Origin of the sequence: Chitinophaga sp. XS-30, from assembly GCF_008086345.1 — a bacterium.
Taxonomy (GTDB): Bacteria; Bacteroidota; Bacteroidia; order Chitinophagales; family Chitinophagaceae; genus Chitinophaga.
This window is the reverse complement of the sequence record NZ_CP043006.1, coordinates 4,238,785-4,258,372: the sequence shown is the minus strand read 5'-3', so window position 1 is coordinate 4,258,372 and position 19,588 is coordinate 4,238,785. Positions and strand designations below refer to the sequence as shown.

At 50.5% G+C, this 19,588-nt stretch carries 16 protein-coding genes; 10 read left to right on the top strand and 6 right to left on the bottom strand.

All coding sequences use genetic code 11. The features are described from left to right. Positions 1–121 precede the first annotated feature (121 nt). Positions 122–1,144 (top strand): phosphotriesterase, encoded by a 1,023-nt coding sequence (locus FW415_RS17350; RefSeq protein ID WP_148387587.1) that lies wholly within the window; start codon positions 122–124, stop codon positions 1,142–1,144. Positions 1,145–1,249: 105 nt separating this feature from the next. On the opposite strand, the gene FW415_RS17345 is transcribed toward FW415_RS17350, so the two are convergent. The 3 genes from FW415_RS17345 to FW415_RS17335 form a co-directional block, all read right to left on the bottom strand. Then, the gene (locus tag FW415_RS17345) at positions 1,250–1,798 is read right to left on the bottom strand and encodes a hypothetical protein (protein WP_148387585.1); all 549 of its coding nucleotides are present in this window, start codon (positions 1,796–1,798) and stop codon (positions 1,250–1,252) included. Between the two features lie 283 nt (positions 1,799–2,081). Beyond that, positions 2,082–3,002, bottom strand: a complete 921-nt coding sequence (locus tag FW415_RS17340) for a bestrophin family protein (RefSeq protein ID WP_148387583.1) — start codon at positions 3,000–3,002, stop codon at positions 2,082–2,084. Positions 3,003–3,065: 63 nt separating this feature from the next. Continuing rightward, positions 3,066–3,551 (bottom strand): hypothetical protein, encoded by a 486-nt coding sequence (locus FW415_RS17335; RefSeq protein WP_148387581.1) that lies wholly within the window; start codon positions 3,549–3,551, stop codon positions 3,066–3,068. Positions 3,552–3,731: 180 nt separating this feature from the next. On the opposite strand from FW415_RS17335, the gene FW415_RS17330 reads away from it, so the two are divergent. Continuing rightward, on the top strand, positions 3,732–4,445 hold the full coding sequence (locus FW415_RS17330) for a response regulator transcription factor (RefSeq protein ID WP_148387578.1): 714 nt from the start codon (positions 3,732–3,734) through the stop codon (positions 4,443–4,445). Beyond that, positions 4,432–5,793 (top strand): HAMP domain-containing sensor histidine kinase, encoded by a 1,362-nt coding sequence (locus tag FW415_RS17325; protein WP_148387575.1) that lies wholly within the window; start codon positions 4,432–4,434, stop codon positions 5,791–5,793. Before FW415_RS17330 ends, FW415_RS17325 begins: the two co-directional genes overlap by 14 nt. Positions 5,794–6,208: 415 nt before the next feature. Here the strand turns inward: FW415_RS17325 and FW415_RS17320 are convergent, their stop codons facing one another. The 3 genes from FW415_RS17320 to FW415_RS17310 form a co-directional block, all read right to left on the bottom strand. After that, positions 6,209–6,661, bottom strand: coding sequence for a hypothetical protein (locus FW415_RS17320; protein WP_148387573.1), 453 nt, complete (start codon positions 6,659–6,661; stop codon positions 6,209–6,211). Between the two features lie 146 nt (positions 6,662–6,807). Next, positions 6,808–7,737: a hypothetical protein gene (locus FW415_RS17315; RefSeq protein WP_148387571.1), complete on the bottom strand. Its 930-nt coding sequence runs from the start codon at positions 7,735–7,737 to the stop codon at positions 6,808–6,810. A gap of 12 nt (positions 7,738–7,749) precedes the next feature. After that, positions 7,750–8,685 (bottom strand): tail fiber protein, encoded by a 936-nt coding sequence (locus tag FW415_RS17310; protein ID WP_148387569.1) that lies wholly within the window; start codon positions 8,683–8,685, stop codon positions 7,750–7,752. Between the two features lie 412 nt (positions 8,686–9,097). Between FW415_RS17310 and FW415_RS17305 the strand changes: the two genes are divergently transcribed. The 7 genes from FW415_RS17305 to FW415_RS17275 all read left to right on the top strand — a co-directional run bounded on the left by FW415_RS17305 (position 9,098) and on the right by FW415_RS17275 (position 19,481). Further along, a complete protein-coding gene (locus FW415_RS17305) occupies positions 9,098–10,075 on the top strand; it encodes a glycosyl hydrolase family 18 protein (protein WP_168208859.1) in 978 nt (325 codons plus the stop codon). 162 nt (positions 10,076–10,237) lie between these two features. Beyond that, entirely contained in the window at positions 10,238–10,834 is a 597-nt protein-coding gene (locus FW415_RS17300) for an RNA polymerase sigma-70 factor (RefSeq protein ID WP_168208858.1), read from the top strand. A 139-nt stretch (positions 10,835–10,973) separates the two neighbouring features. Continuing rightward, the gene (locus FW415_RS17295) at positions 10,974–11,999 is read left to right on the top strand and encodes a FecR family protein (RefSeq protein WP_148387563.1); all 1,026 of its coding nucleotides are present in this window, start codon (positions 10,974–10,976) and stop codon (positions 11,997–11,999) included. 60 nt (positions 12,000–12,059) lie between these two features. Beyond that, positions 12,060–15,551: a TonB-dependent receptor gene (locus FW415_RS17290; protein WP_148387561.1), complete on the top strand. Its 3,492-nt coding sequence runs from the start codon at positions 12,060–12,062 to the stop codon at positions 15,549–15,551. 14 nt (positions 15,552–15,565) lie between these two features. Continuing rightward, the gene (locus FW415_RS17285) at positions 15,566–17,173 is read left to right on the top strand and encodes a RagB/SusD family nutrient uptake outer membrane protein (RefSeq protein WP_148387559.1); all 1,608 of its coding nucleotides are present in this window, start codon (positions 15,566–15,568) and stop codon (positions 17,171–17,173) included. A gap of 24 nt (positions 17,174–17,197) precedes the next feature. After that, entirely contained in the window at positions 17,198–18,331 is a 1,134-nt protein-coding gene (locus tag FW415_RS17280; protein WP_148387557.1) for a SusE domain-containing protein, read from the top strand. Positions 18,332–18,338: 7 nt separating this feature from the next. Beyond that, a complete protein-coding gene (locus tag FW415_RS17275; protein ID WP_148387554.1) occupies positions 18,339–19,481 on the top strand; it encodes a glycoside hydrolase family 76 protein in 1,143 nt (380 codons plus the stop codon). Positions 19,482–19,588 lie beyond the last annotated feature (107 nt).

Here is a 19,588-nt window from a genome sequence, read left to right as displayed (position 1 = left end):
TTATGTATTGCACGACATCGTGTCAAGCGTAAAAGTACGCATGTCGGGTATTGGGCGGCAGATGGCGGAATGGGCCGGGTGACTGGCATGGCCCGGCTGATTTTTGTACCTTCGGAGCAGCATGAAAAATCGCAGAGCCTTCCTACAGTCCCTCGCTTCCCTGCTGCTGTTGCCTTCTCTGGCAAACGCCGCCAGGCCAAAGCTCCGCATCATGGGGGTGAATGGATGGATACCGGCATCCAGCCTTGGCTATTGCCTCACGCATGAGCATGTGATGGTGGATTTTATTGAAGCCGGAAAGATCAGTAAAGACCGGTATGATGCGGAGGAAGTGTACCGCACTGCCCTGCCTTTTCTGGACGATCTCCGAAAGGCGGGATGTGCAACCATGTTCGAGTGTACCCCGGCCTACCTCGGGCGGGATGTGCAACTGTTGCAGCGCCTTGCCAACGGCGCAAGCCTCCAACTGGTCACCAACACCGGCTATTACGGTGCCAGTAAAGAAAAACATCTGCCGGCCCACGCGTACGCCGAAACGGCGGAGCAGCTTTCCGCACGCTGGGTGCGGGAATACGAAGAAGGTATTGAAGGCACTGCCGTGCGTCCCGGATTTATCAAGCTGGCGGCAGATAAAGGCCCGCTAACGGCAGTGCAGCAAAAGCTCATACACGCGGGCGCTATGGCACATCTGAAAACCGGTCTTACGATTGCCGTGCATTCCGGTGATGGCGCTGCGGCGCGGGAAGAATTGCAGATCATCCGGGGGCACGGGGTTGCCCCGGCCGCATTCGTTTGGATACATGCCCAGAATGAAACGGATTTTTCCATCTTCCGGGAAATGACGGAAGCCGGCGCCTGGGTAGAGTTCGATGCTTTGAAAACTGACAATCACGACCAATACCTCCGCTTTCTGGGATATATGAAAGCGCATCGCCTGCTGCATAAAGTATTGCTGTCGCAAGACAGTGGCTGGTATTACGTGGGCGACCCGGGCGGAGGGCCTTATCGTCCTTATACCGAAATATTCAATGCATTCATTCCGCTGTTGCTGCGAAACGGATTCTCCCGCCAGGATGTGGAGCAGGTGCTGATGCGGAACCCGGTGGAGGCCTTCGCGGTGAGGGTTAGAAGGGAAAAGGACTGAAGATCACGTAAACGGACAGGCATAAATGGACAACGGGCGTATCAAGTTTGATACACCCGTTTAAAAATTTGTTACTGTCTATGCAGCCGGCGTCCTGTGTTTGCCCTATATCGATTGCTCGAAGATAGACTTCACCTTGAACTGCTGCGCATGCTGATCATACCATACCAGCTCAGGATCATGCCTGAACTGCAGGTCCAGCAGATCGTGAAAACGCTTGTGTTCGGGAAACGCTCTTTTCAGATTGGCGATTGTCAACGGAAGAATATCCGCGCCAGCGTTAGTACTAAAATAATACTTCGTTTCCTTGATGCGCCCTTTACCTTTTGACACCTCTACCTCGCGGCTGTACACATGAAAATACTTGTGATCCAGGATGAGGTATGCGTGATTGTTGATGAAGCGGTAATCGCGCTGTTTTTCATCGCGGAAACCAAAGATCTCACTTTTGTCCAGCAACAGGGTTTCACCTGGTGTATTCACTTTTACTTTGGAATAACGTAAAGGCACGTACGCGCTGATCTTGTGTGCTGTATGACTGAGCTTTGCATTCTCAAAGTCTTCCGCGCTCAGGTACACGCCGCTTTGCGCAAATGTCTGAAAGCTAAGAAGGGTAAGCGATACCACGGAAATGGAGAGGAGTATTCGTTTCATATGTTATCGTTTTGGTGCTGATACAAATTTACATTTTGGCAAAGATAGTAACATGATAAATATCATGTGAATAATTCCGGTTTCGCATGAAATTATCCATTATATATGATCTGTGCCGTCCCTTTTTCGTGTTATATGTTATCCCGGCTGGCCGTCTTGAGGACAATGTATTTCGCTTTATGAAAACTTCCGGATGTATTGTGGGTAAACTTCATATAATCGAATATTATATATGTTTAAACGGCGGCATTTTATAGCGGTTTTAACAAAGTTTTGGATAAAATCACAGTACATAGTACGCCTGACTGTCCATTTGAGGGATTTCTTCCTCCGGCAATTGCGTTTCTTCCATCATCTGTAACAAGTCGCGTTCCACTCTTCTGGCAATGGCCGTCATGGGCGTATCTGTGGGTTTGTTCTCGAATGGGTCCTGCAGATTGATGGCCATTTTCTCGATCAGCAAAAAGGAGGCGGAGATCGCAGCAACCAGCGGAACCTCCACAATTCCCAGCAAATCGATCAGGGCGAAGGGCAGCAGCAGAATGAAGAATATAACGGCAAAGTGGGTGTACAGGCTGTAGGTAGCCGGGAAAATCGTGTTTTTGATCCTTTCGCACCGTCCCATCGAATCGCAAAGGCGCGTCAGGGTCCGGTCCAGCTCCACCTGCTGATACGGATTCACCCATTCATGCTGCAGTGCATATTTCAGGTCGCGGCTGTGCATCTGCAGCAAACCTGCCGGAATGTTGTCGAATTTAGCCAGGTAATTCAGTTCCCGGCGGGAGAGCAGCCGGTCCAGTCCTTTTAACGGGTCCTTTTTCCTGAGCGATTGCCCGAGGGCGTAATTCCATGCTATCTGTCTTTTGACGAACTGGTCCCGGAAATGCCTGGTCTCCTCTGATTCGTTGGTATTATCCATCATGGACGTGAGTTGCCGGACCAGTGTACGGGAATCATTCACAATGGCTCCCCAGATCGTGCGCGCCTCCCACCACCTGTCATATGCCTGGTTGGAGCGGAACGCCAGCAGGAGGGACAGGACTGTACCCAGCACCATGGGTACCGCAAGGGGAATGGAAATATTCTTCAGCCCATACTGGTAGTACAGTACATTAATGATCAATGTGTAAACTGTTACAGCCAGTATTTCGTACTTGATCTTGCCGAATATATAATTCAGCGGTATTCCTTTCTTCAGTAGCATAGCCAATGGGTTTAATGTTGCAAGGAAGGTGGGCCTGCGTATGCCTCAGTTGAGGGCATAACTTCAGTGTTGTTCCACCAGCAATTCGGAAATAGAGGTCGCTGCGGTGATCACCTGTTTTTGAACGGTCATTTTCAGGTGCTTTACCGGCAGCTTGCATTTTTTGATGAGCCGGTCAGGATTGTAGCTGTCATTGCAGGGGCATTGGTAACGCAATCCTTCCGGCAGCGCTATTTCGTGGATCTCGTGCGCTTTCAGGAAGTTGCGTAATGCCGGGGTGGTGGTGCCATAAAAGAATTCTACCTGCAGGGTGTTGATCACGCCGGAGTATTTATTTTTCATGACTTCGCAGGCTTCCCGGAATTCATTGCTCACGAGAGCATAATGTTTTGGAGACCTGGAGAAGACCCAGAAATCAAGGATAGAGTCAGGCAGCTTGAGGGCATGCATCAGCGTGATATTAAGCTCCTCATTATGCTGTTCTGCCAAGCTGTGTAAATAACTTAAAGAGCGGATGGAAAGATCTGTGGGTACAAGAATGTTTTTCATGAGCGATTTAATTTTAAGGCAAAACTATTGGTGTGGGGTTAAGAGCTGGTAAATGGAAGGTTAGGGTTTTGCTGAAAAATGGTTAGAATATTGGTTAAAAAAGGTTAAAATCCGGTAAGAGAATGTCTTTTCAAGTCTTTTTCTCCTCTTCTGCACTTAATTTTGAACAGATTGATTCATATGAGAATATTACTAATAGAAGATGAACCGGCGGTGGTGTCCGTTATTTCCAGGGGATTAACCGAATCCGGCTACGAGATCAGCGTTGCACCGGATGGGGTAATTGGGCTGGACATGGCGAGGAAGAATAACTTCGGTCTTATCATCCTAGATGTGATGTTGCCGGGCAGGAATGGCATTGAGGTCTGCCGGCAACTCCGGTCCGAAGGCGTGCGTGTGCCGATACTGATGCTGACCGCTCTGGGGACCACGGAGAATGTTGTAGTGGGGCTGGATAGTGGCGCGGATGACTACCTGACCAAGCCTTTCAAATTCCAGGAACTGGAAGCGCGTATCCGTTCGCTGATGAGAAGGCAGGCGCCGGCATACAATGGTCAGCCCGTACCGCATCCGGGCAATATTCTGCGGTTGGCGGAGCTGGAACTGAATACTGATACGAAGCAGGCTGCCAGGAGTGGCCGGAATATTATGCTGACGGCCACAGAATACCGGCTGCTGGAATACCTTCTGCGAAATCCCCGCAAGGTATTATCCCGGGTAGAGATACTGGAGCACGTCTGGGGCATCGATTTTAATATGAACACCAAAGTTGTGGATGTGTACGTGAATTACCTCCGGAAGAAAATAAACAGGAATAACGAGCCGGAACTGCTTCATACCGTAGTGGGACATGGCTATATGTTGAAGGAAACGCTGACAGATGAAAATCAGTAACAAGATCATGCTGCTCTTTGCGCTGCTGACCGTGTCGATCATCACAGGCATGAGTTTTTTTGTGTATTATCTCGCCAACCAGCATTCATTCGAGGACTTTTACAAACGTCTGGAGATACGCGCCTACCTGACCGCCCACGCCGCCTTTCCGCCAATAGGCACAGATACGCTGGCCTATAATTACATCCGGGACCGTCATCTGGAAAAACTGCCTTCAGAGCAGGAGTACATCATTCCCGTCAAGCCATCCGGCAGCCTGAGACCACATCCCGAACTTGATCTCCCGCAACGTTTCTATGAAAGCATTATCCGCAATGGCCAGGAAACCCTGCGGAAAGGAGAACGTTTTTATGAAGGCATTCTTTATGCCCATACGGACGGCAATTATATTGTGATCGTATCCGCGGTCAATGAGTATCGCGCGCAATATATGGCCGAGCTGCGAAGAATATTGCTGGTATGCTTTATCATTGCCGCCACTGTGATCATCGGCGCGGGCCTGTTTTTTTCCCACTATATCCTCAAGCCCATTCACCGGATCATGGACCAGGTAAAGAATATCAGCTCCGGGAATCTGCACATGCGGGTGGAAGCGAACGCCGGTCAGGATGAGATGAGCGAGCTGGCAGCTACTTTCAATAATATGCTGGACCGGCTTGAAACGGCATTTGAAACACAGAACAACTTTGTGAGTAATGCATCTCATGAGTTGAGCACGCCGCTGACCGCCATCATCGGAGAAGCAGAACTGGCGCTGACGAAAGAGCGGGATTGCGGAAGCTACCAGGTTTCCATCCGTAACATGCTCCGTGAGGCCGAACGCCTGGAACATATTACCCGGAGCCTCCTGCATCTGGCGCAAACGGGTTTTGACGGCAAGAAGCAGGATTGGGGAATGGTGCGTACCGACGAATTGCTCTTTTCTGTCAAACATATGATAGACCGGATCACACCGGAGAATAAAGTAGAGATCGATTACAGTCTTTTCCCTGAAGAAGAAGAAAAAATGAGCATCCCCGGCAACTTCCAGTTACTGGAACTGGCGCTGAGCAATATTGTCAGCAATGCCGTGAAATATTCCAGCAACAGCCCGGTTTCACTGGCGCTGGCGGCAACCAACTCAAAGAATATCATCATTGTGCGGGACAGGGGGATCGGTATTCCTTCAGAAGATCTGCCCTATATATTTTCGCCCTTTTTTCGTGCGTCCAATACCCAGTCCTTCAAAGGATATGGCATCGGCCTGCCGTTGACGAACAATATCATCCGCATGCATAAAGGGGAGATCATTGTAGACAGCCGGATGAACGAAGGCACAGAGATCAGGGTGGAACTGCCATCATCATGATTTCCGGCAAAATTCTCTACTGATACGACCAATTTTTACATGCCAGACATGCATGCGCCGCCGGGCCGTCCGGGGCCTTGCAAAGCAAAACAGCGGTCGGATCAGAAAGAGTTGCTATGAGGAACCGAAAATTTGAATCCGGGCTATTTTGACGAACACCCGGCACTAACAAAAAATCCCCCGGATGATCCGGAGGATTTTGAGAATGAAATAAGTCAGGTCAGGTGGTTAGCAAATCTTTTGGGAAAACGGAACGGGATAAAACCGCTCTGGCAGCTTCCGCTTTCTTTACGAAGTAAGGTTCTTTGCTATAATCTCTTACAGCGCTGCTGATCTTTACTTCATGTTGTTTCTTTTCTTTCTTGAAAATCCGTGAAAACATAAAGACCTCCTTTTTATTTTTTCAAAACTAAAACTATTTTCTGACAACTAAAAATGCATCGTAATTAATTCCGGATTCAAATTTCATCCAGCGTCCTTCCTTAAGCCCGAATATCCGGAACAAATTTTCTATCTCCCGCAAATTTGCATTGATCCCCATTTGATAGAGCCTTGTTTTTGCCGGTGTATTTCCCTGCGCATACACCGGTACTTTCCCGTGTACATCTGTGTATGCAATAATGGTAGATGCAACTGTTGCCAGGATCTTATCCCTGTCCCGGTTATTGGATATAGCATAATCATCTACTTTGCCTTCTGCTTCATACCAGTTGCCGAATCCCAGATTGATCACCGGTTTGCCATCCGGAAACGAAAACGCTTCCTGATAGTTGACAATCTTTTTGATGGATCCGCGTGGGCCGTTGCTTTCAAAAGTGAAGCTTCCACAGGTATGGTCGGCTATATAATCATATTTGTCAAGATGCATATGATTGAGTTGAATCAACAAACAATGAGTTGCAATTTACATCGAAAGTATATTCATCCCAAACTGTTGCAAATTTTTTTTTCACCAATACACACAAACAAATTTGTAAATTGAAAAGGCAATGGACCGCTTACATACAGCAGGCTTTATTTTGCAAGCGAAAGGCTGTCCAGCCTCCTTTTCAAAAGATCGTTCTCTTTTTTTAATTCGATCATATACAAGGTCAGTTCCTCTATCTTTTGCAGTAATAGTTTGTCCATTTCGCCGAGATCAATGCCTTCACGTTTCACTTCCGCTTCCGAAGGTATTCCCTGCAAATGCCGGTGTGCGTTGATATGTTTTTCGACCTCGTACAACGATGGTAATGCATGTTCAGGTGAGAATACAAAATCAGCCCAGGTGCCCTGTTGCACTTTTACTTTTCTGGCGCCAATGGTACCTTCAACAGCCAGCTTGTGCGTACCGGTGTTTTTTGTGCCGATGCCGATATTCCCGGCAAAATAGTTGAGTCCGACGCCATTGGCGTATATGGTATGATTATAGTTCAGGCCGGTAGTGTTTACACTCGTGTCTGCGGCCGTTTTAAACGTGATGGCAGGGCCGTTTGGCTCCTGGAAGGGGAGCGGGTTCTGCACACCATCGTACACAACGGGAGTGACGGTATAGTTGGCTTTATAATGATAAGTAGTCTGTCCACCTCTGAGCCAGATGATGATGCGCGCTGTGCTGTTTGATAATGTCGCATCTTTCCATCCGGCAATGAATATCTTGTTGGTGGCATTGGGCACGTTATTCTGGCGGAGATCGGCATCAATAAAGTTGACTGCATTTCCCCAGTTGTAAGTATGGAACCTGAATTTTGCAATGAGCGCGCCGTGCCAGGAATTATCCATGTGTACGCTTGATCTGCCTATTTCCAGTTCCGTTGCGGCGTTTGCCGTAAAACCTGCATCAAGGAATGTTACCGGGTAGAATTTATCCGTGTCGCCATTCACAACAAATGATCCGGTTACTTCTGCGGCAAATACCGGCATAGTTGTAATAAACCATAAAATGGAAGAAAGTAAATGTTTCATCAGTAATAAAAGTTAGTGGTTATTTTTTTCTGTAATAAGCTGTTCCAGCTTTTCGATCCGTTTAGACTGTTGATCGTTAATTTTTTGCTGCGCTATCAGGTAGAGGGTGAGTTCCTCTATTTTCTGCAGCAGTTTGCTGTTCATCTCACCGAGGTCTAGTCCATTTTCTTTTACTTCCTGCTCACTGGGTATATGCTGCAGATGCCGGTGTTCCAGGATGTATTTTTCAACCTCCTGAAGGGAGGGAAGATTGTAGTCAGGGGCAAATACATGGTCCGCCCAGGTGCCCTGTGTCACTTTTACCTTCCTTGCGCCGATGGAGCCTTCTACGGCTAACCTGTGCTGGCCTGGATTAGTGGTGCCGATACCGACTTTCCCGTTTGCCAGGATGGTCATCAGCGTGCCGGTGAAATTTTTGAAATTGAACCCTCTAACGGAAGAGTTATTGGACAGATTGACACCGTCGTCATTTACACCTATATTCAGGTTGTAACCGGAAGTACTAGTTCCTGTCGCCAGCAGTATCTGTTGTTGGCCATTGACTATATGCAGTCTCGCAGCGGGTGTGATTGCGCCGATACCGATATATCCCGTTGCCCTTTGTATCGTCAGCGACGTGTGCAGGAATGCATTAGCGCCCGCATCGCCATATCCCCATATCGCGAAATTTGAACCGCTATTGTTACCATTCTCTGTTCCCAATAGCCCTATATTCCAACGCCGTGATCCGGTAGAGAAACTGCCCATATTTAGACCAATATGCGGAGTCCCCAACTCATGTGTGCCAGCCGCGGTAAGAAACCTTGAGGCCCGGCCGTCTCCCGAGATCGAAAAGTTCGCATCGGACTGAACCGGGTCAAGCTGGTTGTTGATGTAAGATTGGCCAAACAAACACCATTTGCCGGTCAGCAATAGCGTGAGGGTCAAAAGATAGATTCTGTGTTGCATATATCAAGGATTGTTACTCTCTGGATTATTTAGTAGAAGAGATTAATTGATGTTGTTGGTAGCAAGTTGCGGAAAAGGTTCTGCAGGGCAGTAAAATTTTGGAATACCAAGGGAGGGATAACAAGTAGAGAAACTTTTTTTCATGGGTAAAACAGGATAACATTAATAATTATCCAATATAAAATATTTTTTTCCAGGATTTACAATTTGTTGTTTATCCCCGAATCTATTCATACCTTCGTTTCGCTCTCATTAATCAAAATCCATACTTTTCTGCGCTACCCGATTTCCGCCCGTGATCTCCCGGGGCAGGCGTTATTGTGTACCCCGCAGTAGCTGTATGGAGAGATGGGAGATACCCTGTTCGTTTCTTCCGCTCAGCTTATTCACATCAACATTCCAAATCAACACTATGAACAAGTTTTCATTGCTGCTTTACTGTGCCCTTTTCTCCGCCATTTCCCTCGCCTGCAGCAAAAGATCATCCCCATCGCCGGACAGACCTGCCAAACTCCGCGTCCTCGGCTATCTCATGAGCCATAATAACTGGGTGGCGGATGCGGAATCCATCGATCTGTCAAAGATCACTGACCTCAACCTTGCTTTTATGAACCCGGATGCATCGGGACAATTCTTCGTCAATGACAATGTACATCAGCTCGTGAAAAAAGCGCATGAACGGCAGGTACGGGTATTCATTTCCATCGGCGGCGGAGAGCCGCCTGCGCATCTGGCTGCGATGATCACGCCGGCAAACAGCGGAATGCTGATATCGGGCATCACCGCCCTCATGGATAAACACAACTTCGATGGGGTGGACGTGGACTTGGAGAATGACCTGATCAATGAACACTACGCGGGTTTTGTAAACGCCCTGGGCGCCGCTTTGAAGGCAAAGGGAAAGCTCATGACGGCAGCCCTGGCTTCCTGGAACGCGCACAAGATACCGGACGCCACACTCGCATTGTACGATTTCATCAATATCATGTCGTACGACAAAACCGGCCCCTGGAACCCTGCCAACCCGGGACCGCATTCGCCCTTTGAAATGGCGGAAACGGACTTCCGTTACTTCCACATCACCCGCGGGCTGTCAGCCGAAAAACTGTTCATCGGGCTGCCGTTCTACGGATACGGATTCGGGACCAACGCACCGGCAAGCATTCACTACAAAGACCTGATCACCCAATTCCCGGGTGCTGAAAATGGGGACGAGATTGCCGTGCCCGGCGGTGGCAGGATCTATTATAACGGTCCCGCTACGATCCGGCAAAAGGTTAAACTGGCGCTGGGCAAAAAAGCCGGCGGCGTGATGATATGGGAACTGAAACAAGACAGCCGGGATGACAACTCTCTGCTTGGGGCAATTAACGCTGTAATAGGGGAGTAGACGGTTTCCGGGGCCGGAAAAGCTCCCTTTCCGCCCGTATCAGGATTTTTTTTTACCTTTTGTAGGTAATTTTGCCGGATTACCTGTCCTGATAACGAGGCAGTTCATCTGCCGGCAACGGGGTTATGGGAAATGATAGAGAATAATTCGCACATAAAGGAGTTGCAACTGCAAATTGCACGTTACGAAAATGAGCAGGCGTTTGCCGACCTGTTCCGGCTTTTGTATGACCGCCTGCTCCGTTTTTGCATTCAGTATGTGCAATCCCCGGAAGCCGCCGAAGAGATCGTATCCGATGTATTTGTGAAGATATGGAATCGCCGTGCTGAATTGATGCAGGTGGAGAATCTGGAGGTTTATCTCTTTGTAGCCGTCAAAAATCATTCGCTCAATTACCTTGAACAATATTCCACCTTACGCATCACCCCGATCGATAACGGGCTTGCCGAGCTGAGCACTTCCCTGGATCCGGAAAAGGAGATGGAATGGAAGGAAATGCTCCTGAAGCTGGATATCGAAGTGAACCGTCTGCCGGACCAATGCCGGAAAGTATTCCGGCTTATCCGGGAGGAGGGTTTTAAATACCGGGATGTAGCCGCTATCCTCAATATTTCTCCCCGTACGGTAGAGACCCAGCTGTTCCGCGCCATCCGGCGGCTGAATGAGGCGATCGGTCATTACCGGCCCAAAAAAGCCCGGCCCGGGAAGATGGAGCCGCCATTCCTGATATTGCTCTCCCTGCTGCCTTTCTTCTACTGAAAGCACTATCCATTGCTCCTTTTAATGAATACCCTGCGGGGATGAACCTCCCGGTCTTTCACTTTCTTCCTGAACTTTTTTTTCGCGCTTGTAAGTATTTTTTCCTTTTTGCCTGTCCTTCCTGTTACAACGGCTTGTTATGATGTCCAACGAAGAACTATTCATCACTTTAGCCGCCCGGAAACTGGCGGGTGAGGCCAGCGCTGCCGAACTGCAGCAGCTGGATGAGCTGTTGCAGCAACATGAGGTCCTGCAAAGCCGGTACCTGCTCATGCAGCAGTATTTCCGGGAATCTGCCCAGCATACGCCGGCAGACACGGAGCTGGCGCTGCAACGTACACTGCAGAAGCTCCGGCGCCCGGAGGAGGCGCCGCTGAACCAGCGTAACCGGTGGTGGAAATGGACAGCCGCAGCTGCTGCGCTCGCGGGAATAGCGGTGGCATTGACCGTATTCTGGCCGGGCAGGCACGCCGGTACGGGGCAAACGGCTTCAGCGGCTTCAGACACTGCGCTATGGCTCAAAAGGGAGAATGGAAAGGCTACCCGCGCCGTCATTGAATTGGCGGATGGCAGCAAAATATGGCTGAACGCGGACAGCAAACTCACCTATCCCGAAGTCTTCGGCAAAGCCAGCCGGGAAGTGTACCTCAGCGGGGAAGCTTTTTTTAACGTGGCCGGAAGTGCAGACCGGCCGTTCATCGTGCATCTGGCGAAAGGTATGGTAAAAGTGCTCGGTACTTCCTTCAATGTTCGTGCGTATGACGATGAGCCGGTGCAAACCTCCGTGACCACCGGTAAAGTGGCCTTTATTCCCAAATACGGGGATGCGGACCACTTGCCTGATACCTTTTATATCACGCCTGATGAAAAAGTAACGTTCCGTCACACGGTCGATAACATTGTGAAAGAAGCGACCTCGGGAGCAGATGACAAAGCCTGGACGGAAGGACGGCTGGTGTTCAGGGATGTTTCCCTGGAAGATATCTGCCGCGAACTGGAAAGGACCTTCGGCAAAAAAGTAACCTTCAACTCGGATAAACCACGTCAATACCGGATGACCGGCGCATTTCAGAATAATAACCTTCAGGAGATCATGTACTACCTGGCAAAATCAAAATCGTTCAAATACACGATCACGGACAGTCTTCTGCTGATCAGCGAGTAATCACGACTATAGTATATCAAAAGTAGCAATCAGTATTTAACAACCAATTTTCACAACGTTATGAAAGAAAGACCATTGCAATTGATGGGGCCTTTCCGTTCGTTGTCCCTTCCAATGATCCTTTGCATGACCTTTCTGTGCATGCTGGATCTTAAAGCGCAAAAGGCCTATGCCTCCAACATACAGCGCCCGGAGCCGGAACAACAGGCAAAGGATACCAGGAAACCGCTTGAGAACCGCATCAGCCTGCTGGTTAAAAATGAAAAGCTGGTGGATGTGCTGGAAAAGATCGAGCAGCAGACACAGTATGTGTTTGTATATTCGAATGATGAGATCAGCGCATCCCGGAAAGTTTCCCTGAACGTCAGGGAAAAGAAACTGGAAGAGATACTGGAGATGATCCTGTCCCCACTGGATATCCGCTTTGAACTGATCAACAACAAGATCATCCTGAAACAGGGAAACGTGTTCGCCGCCGTTTATTCACAGCAGGAGAACGTGACCATTAACGGTCGGGTAGTGAGTGATAACGGTGAGGGCATTCCCGGAGTAAACGTTCGCCTGCAAAGTGCCTCCAATATCGGCACTGTCACCACCGAAACAGGGCATTTTACCCTGCGCATCCCGGCGGACCGGGCAAATGATACGCTCATTTGCACATCCGTGGGCTTTCAACCGGCCACCGTACCTATCAATGGCCGCACTACCCTCACCATTCTGCTCAGTACGGATTCCAAAGAACTGAGCGAAGTGGTGATCACCGCTTACGGCTCCCAGCGAAAAGGTCATGTGACCGCGGCGATCAGTACCATCTCCACCAAAGATATTGAAGGCCGCCCGGTGGCCAATATGTTCCAGGCATTGCAAGGCACCGCCCCCAACCTCACCCTGCAGCAGGCTACGGCCGAACCAGGCGCCGCGCTCACGCTGAACATCCGCGGAGTGGGCAGTCTCACCGGCAATGGCCCGCTTATCATCATCGATGGCGTGCAGGCCAGCAACGAAGGCCTGCAAAACCTCAATCCCTACGATGTAGAAAGCATCTCTGTGCTCAAAGATGCAGCGTCCTCCGCTATCTACGGCTCTCAGGCGGCTAATGGCGTCATCTATATCACTACCAAAAAAGGTAAAAAAGATGAAAAGCCAGCTGTGCAATACAACGGTCTCTATGGCTGGCAAATGCCCACTTCCTTACCCCGGCAGGTAGAAGGATGGGAATATATGACGCTGAAGAACGAAGCGCTGGTGAACTCCGGCAAAACGCCCCAGTTCTCCCCGCAGGAGATCGCCCACTGGCAGCAACGGGGCTCCGAGCCGGCATATCTGAGAGAAATGCTGCGCAAATTCACGCCGCAGCAGAACCACAACATCAACCTCACCGGCGGCGGGAAAAGCAGCAGCTACCTGCTCTCCCTGGGATATGTGAACCAGGGGAACATGCTGGAGAACAGCTACCTTTCCAATGCGGACTTCAACTACAAACGCTACAACGCCCGCGCGAACATGTCCGTAGAGGTCAGCAAATTTGTACGTGTGGATGTGAATATGGCCTACACAAAATCCTATTTCAACCGCCAGCAGGCGGATATCGGTCTGCTGATGCGAGATGCCATGCGTACACCGCGGATCTACCCGGTGAAGGATTCGCTCGGCAACTATGTAGTACCGGCGCTGAACAGCAATAATGTGATCGCACAGCTGGAATATGGCGGCTACAACCGCCGTGAAAGGGATAACCTGCTGGGCGGGCTCAACATTGCCATCACCCCGCTGGAGCATTTTACCATCAACCTCAATGCCTCCGGCACTTACTCGATCACGAACGATAACAACCGTACAAATAAATACACTTATGCGCCGTATTATACCACGGCCAATCCACCCATTTACAACTCGCAAACCATCTCCGAATACAAAGACCTGACCACCAACGTTTTTGCCACAGCCGAGTATGAAAACACTTTCGGCAGGCATTATGTAAAAGGTCAGGTTGGGGCCAGGAGCGATGCCATGAATGAGAACTATGGCCTGATGGCCAGGCGGCATGGCGTTACCAACCTGGATCCCGACTGGAGCATTGGCGGCGGATATATCCCCCGGCCGGATGGTACGCTGGATTATGCCACCATCGGAGAATACAACGATATCAGAAATCCCAATCTCTATGCACTGAATTCCCTTTTCGGCAGGGTGAACTATGTGTATAACGACAAATATCTGGCGGAATTCACCTGGCGTTACGACGGGTCTTCCAAGCTGGCCCCCGGCCATCGCTGGCAGTTCTTCCCGGCCTTTTCACTCGGCTGGCGCGTAACGGATGAAGATTTTCTGCAGGGCTTCCGGGACCGCTTCGGCAATGTGAAATTTCGCTATTCCTGGGGTCAGGTGGGCAACTCCAACATCGGCGGTTTCAACTACCTCGCCAGGGTGACCCTGAACCCCAACAAATATCCGTTCAACAACACCGCCAATCCCGGTGCAGACTTCACAGCTTTCAACGAACAGCTGGAATGGGAAATTTCCACGATGAGCAACTACGGGGTGGATGCGGATTTCCTGAACAACAGGCTGCAGGTGTCTTTCGACTACTTCAACAAACGCACCACCGGCATTTACCTCTTCCAGGTGGTGCCGGGCACTGCCGGCATCGGTTCCAGCCTGCAGAATGTGGGCGAAGTGGAAAATCAGGGCTGGGAACTGGCGGTATCATGGCGTACAAAGACCGGTGCTGTTAACCACAGCATCGGCGCCAATCTTTCCGATAACCTCAACCGGGTGATCCGGTTCGGCCAGGAGTCCATCCGTGGTTCCGACTATTCTTATATCATCCGCGAAGGCTTCCCTATTGCATCCTACTTCGGATACAAATCCAACGGGCTTTATCAGAACCTGGACGATATCAAGAATGCGCCGAAAGTGCCTTTCGCGAACAACCAGCAGGTACAGCCCGGAGATATTCGTTATATCGACAGGAATGAAGATGGGGTGATCGATGCGGATGACCGTTTTGTGTTCGGCAATCCATTCCCCCGTTATACATTCGGATTTACTTACAACGCCACCTGGAAGAATTTCGATTTCACCATGTTCTGGCAGGGCGTAGGCAAACGCTCCCAGTTCCTTCGCGGGGATATTGTGGAAGCATTTCATAATAATGAAGACCATGCTTTCGTACAACATATCGATCGCTGGACGCCGACCAATCCCGATGCCACCTATCCGCGCCTGACCATCGGTACCGCAAACGCCAACAACTTTGCTTATTCAGATTACTGGATGTTTGATACGAAGTATCTGCGGCTGAAGAATCTCCAACTTGGATATTCATTGCCCAGATCCGTTACCAGCGCAGTGAACCTGCAGGGCGCCAGGCTGTATTTCACCAGCCAGAACCTGCTGACCTTCACCCCCCGCCGTTTCCGGGAACTGGGTGTTGATCCGGAGTTCACGCAGTATGACGACAAGCTCGGGTTTTCCAACTATAACGCCATTGCAGGCCGTAACTATCCCAATGCAGCCACGTTTGCATTCGGGCTGGATATCAAATTCTGATAAACAAGTGAATTATGAAAAAATTATTCCTGATAATATGTTGCACCTCCGCACTGTTCAGCTGCCGCAAGCTGGATCAGCCGAACACGCGGGAGTTCACTGAAGAGGCTTACTGGAGGGATGAGCAGGATGCGCTTGATGCCCTCGCCAGTTGTTATGAGAACATGTCCAACGACTTCTATTATTTCGGCAACGAAGCCCTGAGCGATAATGCTTATGTGGCCGGAACCGGATTCAGCGGCGTGTCGCTTGTGGCAGGAGGCAGCTATGATCCCGCCAATCAACGGGTGAGCAGCGAATGGTCATACCGCTACGGCGCCATCCGTAAATGTCACATCGTACTGGAGAATATAGACAAGGTGCCGGTGATCAATGAAACATTGAAACGCCGCATCATCGCAGAAGCCCGGTTCATCCGCGCATATTCCTACTTTGAGCTGACCGACTGGTTCGGTGATGTGCCGTTTTTCACTACGCTGATCTCTGTAGATGAATCCAGGTCCATCGCCCGCACGGCCCAAAGCTCCGTGCTGGATTTTATACTGGATGAGCTGTCAGATATCCGGAGCGACCTGCCCGTGAATACCCAGTATGCCGAGAAGGACAGGGGCCGTATCACCCGTGGCGCCGCCATCGCGCTCAGCGCAAAGGTCCGCCTCAAAAAAGGAGAGTGGGGAGAAGTGAAAAAGGAATGCGAGTTGCTGGTCAATTCTACAGAGAACGGCACCTACGGTCTCCTGGGCAATTACGCCAACCTGTTCACCGTAGCCAATGAATTCAATAACGAAGTGATCCTGGACCTGCAGTATGGCGGTGGCAGAACATTCGGCACGCAACGCAGCTTTCTCCCGCAGACCGTAGCCCTGCTGCGAAGCACGCTGGTGCCCACGCAGGACCTGGTGGACGACTATATCATGATGAACGGAAAAGCCATCCGCGAAAGCGGTTCAGGGTATAACGAGAACGATCCGTATGTGAACAGGGACCCTCGTTTCAGGGCCACCATCCTGCATCACGGCTCCACCATCACCGATTTTGAAGGCCAGGTACAGACCATCCTTACCCAGCCCGGCTCCGTTCCCTCCACCAACAGCGTGGACGATCAGGGCGCTTCGCCTACCGGTTACTATTTCAGGAAGCACTACGATCCCACAACGCCGAATTACAACTCCGGGCTCAACCTCCCGATGATCCGCTACGCGGAAGTATTGCTGATGTATGCGGAAGCAATGACAGAATTGAACGAAATGAATGCGGATATCTGGAACAAGACCATCCGTGCACTGCGCATCCGGGCCGGTTTTACGGATGCCGGCGCTACCGTATTCCCTACGGCCACGCAGCCGCAGATGAGAGCGATCGTACGCCGGGAAAGACGGTCTGAACTGGCATTTGAAAGCGTGCGTGCTTTTGATATCCGCCGCTGGAAGATCTCCGATGAGGTGATGAACCGGCCGGTGAGAGGCATTAAAGTCAGCTCCGGCGCCTTTAACAAAGACCCGGATGGCTATATCATCGTGGAAAGCCGGCGGTTTGAAGATCCGAAACATTACCTGTGGCCGGTGCCTACGTTTGAACGCGATCAGAATAAAAACCTGGGCCAGAATCCGGATTGGCAATAATCCATCAATCTTAAACTCACTGTTATGAAAAGATATATAGCTGCATTCCTCATCGCTCTGCCTGCCATTTTCGCCGGTTGTAAAAGAGACGATTATAAACTGAATACGAATATCATGCCGGTGGAAAAGCTCACCGCACCGGTAAATGATAAATACACCAAGCTGCAACCTGCCACCAGCGCTACGGTTAGCTTTGAATGGGAGCAGGCACGGGCGGAAGACGGTTCCCTCGTTTTGTATGAAGTGGTGTTCGATGAAGCCGATGGCGATTTCTCCGAGCCGGTGGCCAGGATCGCGTCAGACGGCGGCGGCATTCAGAACAAACTGACCCTTTCGCACAAGGACCTGAACAGCATGGCCGGTAAAGCGGGCATCCCGGCTCTCGGCATCGGCAAGCTGAAATGGGCGGTATATGCTTCGAAAGGATTCAATATCCAGGCTTCCAAGGAAACCCGTACCATCGAAGTAGAGCGGCCAAACGGCTTTGCTGAAATTCCGGTGGACGTTTTCCTGACCGGTGAAGCGACCGAAGCGGGAGCAGACCTCGCCAACGCACAAAAAATGAAAGCCCTCACCGCCGGCGTTTTCGAGATCTATACTTCCCTGAAAGACGGTACATTCCAGTTCATTGACCGTAATACCGGTACGCCCAACACCTTCTACATGGAAGGGGCGCTGCTGAGAGAAAACGGTGAAAGCACCCACAGCGGCGGCACCAAAGTGTACCGCCTGCGGCTGGACTTCAACAATGCTACGGTCACCGCCACCGAGATCACCGGCATCGGCCTGTGGTTTGCGCCCAATGACGAGATCATGTACGACCTTGCCTATGAAGGCAACAGCACCTGGGCTTTCCATGACAAGGTGATCACCTTCAGACAGGAGTCCTGGGGCCGCGATGAACGGTACAAGTTCCGCCTGAACGTGAAGGATGCGGAAGGCGTGGATGGCCAGGAATGGGTAGGCAGCTCCAATGCGGATAACAGCCGTCCCACCAGCGCCACACCATTGTCTTTTTGGGAACTGAAGCCTATCACGAATAACGACCGCTGGAACTACTGCTACAAGTTCATGACCGAAGTGGATACAAAGGCCTGCGACGTAAAAGTGTACTTCCAGGCAGACAAGAACTACACGCATGAAGTAATCATAAAATAACTGACGCATGAAGGGTTTATTCAAGAACGTATCATTTGCACTGGCGCTGACCGCCTCGCTGAGCTCCTGTCTCAAGGAACCGGTGGACGATGGCCCGGGACCGGGTGCGGGGAAAACAGCTTACGTGTACAATTGGCCCGCGATAGCGGATTCATCCTACACTTCCCTGATCGCTAATTTTTATAACCAGTCGGGCAAATACTATAACGAGAACAGCGCAGGAAAGACCGATTTTCACTACTGGCGCAATGCCCATGTGCTGGATGTGCTGGTAGACGCGTACCAACGGACAAACGACCCGCAGGTCAGGACCCGGATGGATGAGTTGCTGGATGGCATGAAAGCAAAGAACGGCAATACCTATGTCAATCATTTTTATGATGATATGGAATGGATGGCGCTCTCCTGCCTGCGTGCCTATGAAACCACCAGCGACGCAAAATTCAAGACAGTGGCGGAGCAATTGTGGACGGATATCAAAGGCGGCTGGGATGAAACCTGGGGCGGCGGTATCTATTGGAACAAAGACCGGGGAAATAAGAATACCCCCGCCAATGCTCCTGCCGCCATTATTGCGGCACGAATGTACCAGCTTAACCAGGACCCTGCGGACCTCGACTGGGCCAAACGGATCTACCAGTGGCAAAAGACCTACCTCGTAGACCCGGTTACCGGCCTGGTATGGGACGGGCTGGATGGTACCGGGACCAATAAAGACTGGAAATTCACCTACAACCAGGGGGTGTACATCGGCGCCGGTATCGAGTTGTACAAGATCACAGGGGAGAACGTCTACCTCAATGATGCGCTGAAGACCGCCAACAATTCCCTCACCGGCGATATGACACAGGGAAATGTGCTGAAAGATGAAGGCGGGGGAGATGGCGGCCTGTTCAAAGGTATCCTGGTGCGGTATATGATGTTGCTGATCACAGATGGTTTCCTGAACAGCACAGACCAGGCGAAATTCGTCAATTTTCTCAAGCTGAATGCTGAAACCCTGTGGCTGCAGGGCACATCGAGACCGCAGATACTCTTCGGCACCCGGTGGACGGTGCCGCTGACAACAACAGACCTCTCCACACAACTGAGCGGGGCCATGCTGATAGAAGCGGTGGCAAAACTGAAGGAACTGGAGCTGATCGACTGATGCCCGTCCTGATATAACCACATCTTTATTTACACATAACAAGCAGCGGTATCCCCGCTGCTTTTTTATTGTCTTTAGTGTAATTTGTTGATAATCAATTACATACC

Bases quoted from the DNA above. Each gene is read 5' to 3' on its own strand.
- FW415_RS17315 (WP_148387571.1), bottom strand. From the start codon at position 7,737: ATGAAACATTTACTTTCTTCCATTTTATGGTTTATTACAACTATGCCG.
- FW415_RS17330 (WP_148387578.1), top strand. From the start codon at position 3,732: ATGAGAATATTACTAATAGAAGATGAACCGGCGGTGGTGTCCGTTATT.
- FW415_RS17325 (WP_148387575.1), top strand. From the start codon at position 4,432: ATGAAAATCAGTAACAAGATCATGCTGCTCTTTGCGCTGCTGACCGTG.
- FW415_RS17350 (WP_148387587.1), top strand. From the start codon at position 122: ATGAAAAATCGCAGAGCCTTCCTACAGTCCCTCGCTTCCCTGCTGCTG.
- FW415_RS17310 (WP_148387569.1), bottom strand. From the start codon at position 8,685: ATGCAACACAGAATCTATCTTTTGACCCTCACGCTATTGCTGACCGGC.
- FW415_RS17290 (WP_148387561.1), top strand. From the start codon at position 12,060: ATGAAAGAAAGACCATTGCAATTGATGGGGCCTTTCCGTTCGTTGTCC.
- FW415_RS17320 (WP_148387573.1), bottom strand. From the start codon at position 6,661: ATGCATCTTGACAAATATGATTATATAGCCGACCATACCTGTGGAAGC.
- FW415_RS17345 (WP_148387585.1), bottom strand. From the start codon at position 1,798: ATGAAACGAATACTCCTCTCCATTTCCGTGGTATCGCTTACCCTTCTT.
- FW415_RS17275 (WP_148387554.1), top strand. From the start codon at position 18,339: ATGAAGGGTTTATTCAAGAACGTATCATTTGCACTGGCGCTGACCGCC.
- FW415_RS17340 (WP_148387583.1), bottom strand. From the start codon at position 3,002: ATGCTACTGAAGAAAGGAATACCGCTGAATTATATATTCGGCAAGATC.
- FW415_RS17335 (WP_148387581.1), bottom strand. From the start codon at position 3,551: ATGAAAAACATTCTTGTACCCACAGATCTTTCCATCCGCTCTTTAAGT.
- FW415_RS17295 (WP_148387563.1), top strand. From the start codon at position 10,974: ATGATGTCCAACGAAGAACTATTCATCACTTTAGCCGCCCGGAAACTG.
- FW415_RS17305 (WP_168208859.1), top strand. From the start codon at position 9,098: ATGAACAAGTTTTCATTGCTGCTTTACTGTGCCCTTTTCTCCGCCATT.
- FW415_RS17280 (WP_148387557.1), top strand. From the start codon at position 17,198: ATGAAAAGATATATAGCTGCATTCCTCATCGCTCTGCCTGCCATTTTC.
- FW415_RS17285 (WP_148387559.1), top strand. From the start codon at position 15,566: ATGAAAAAATTATTCCTGATAATATGTTGCACCTCCGCACTGTTCAGC.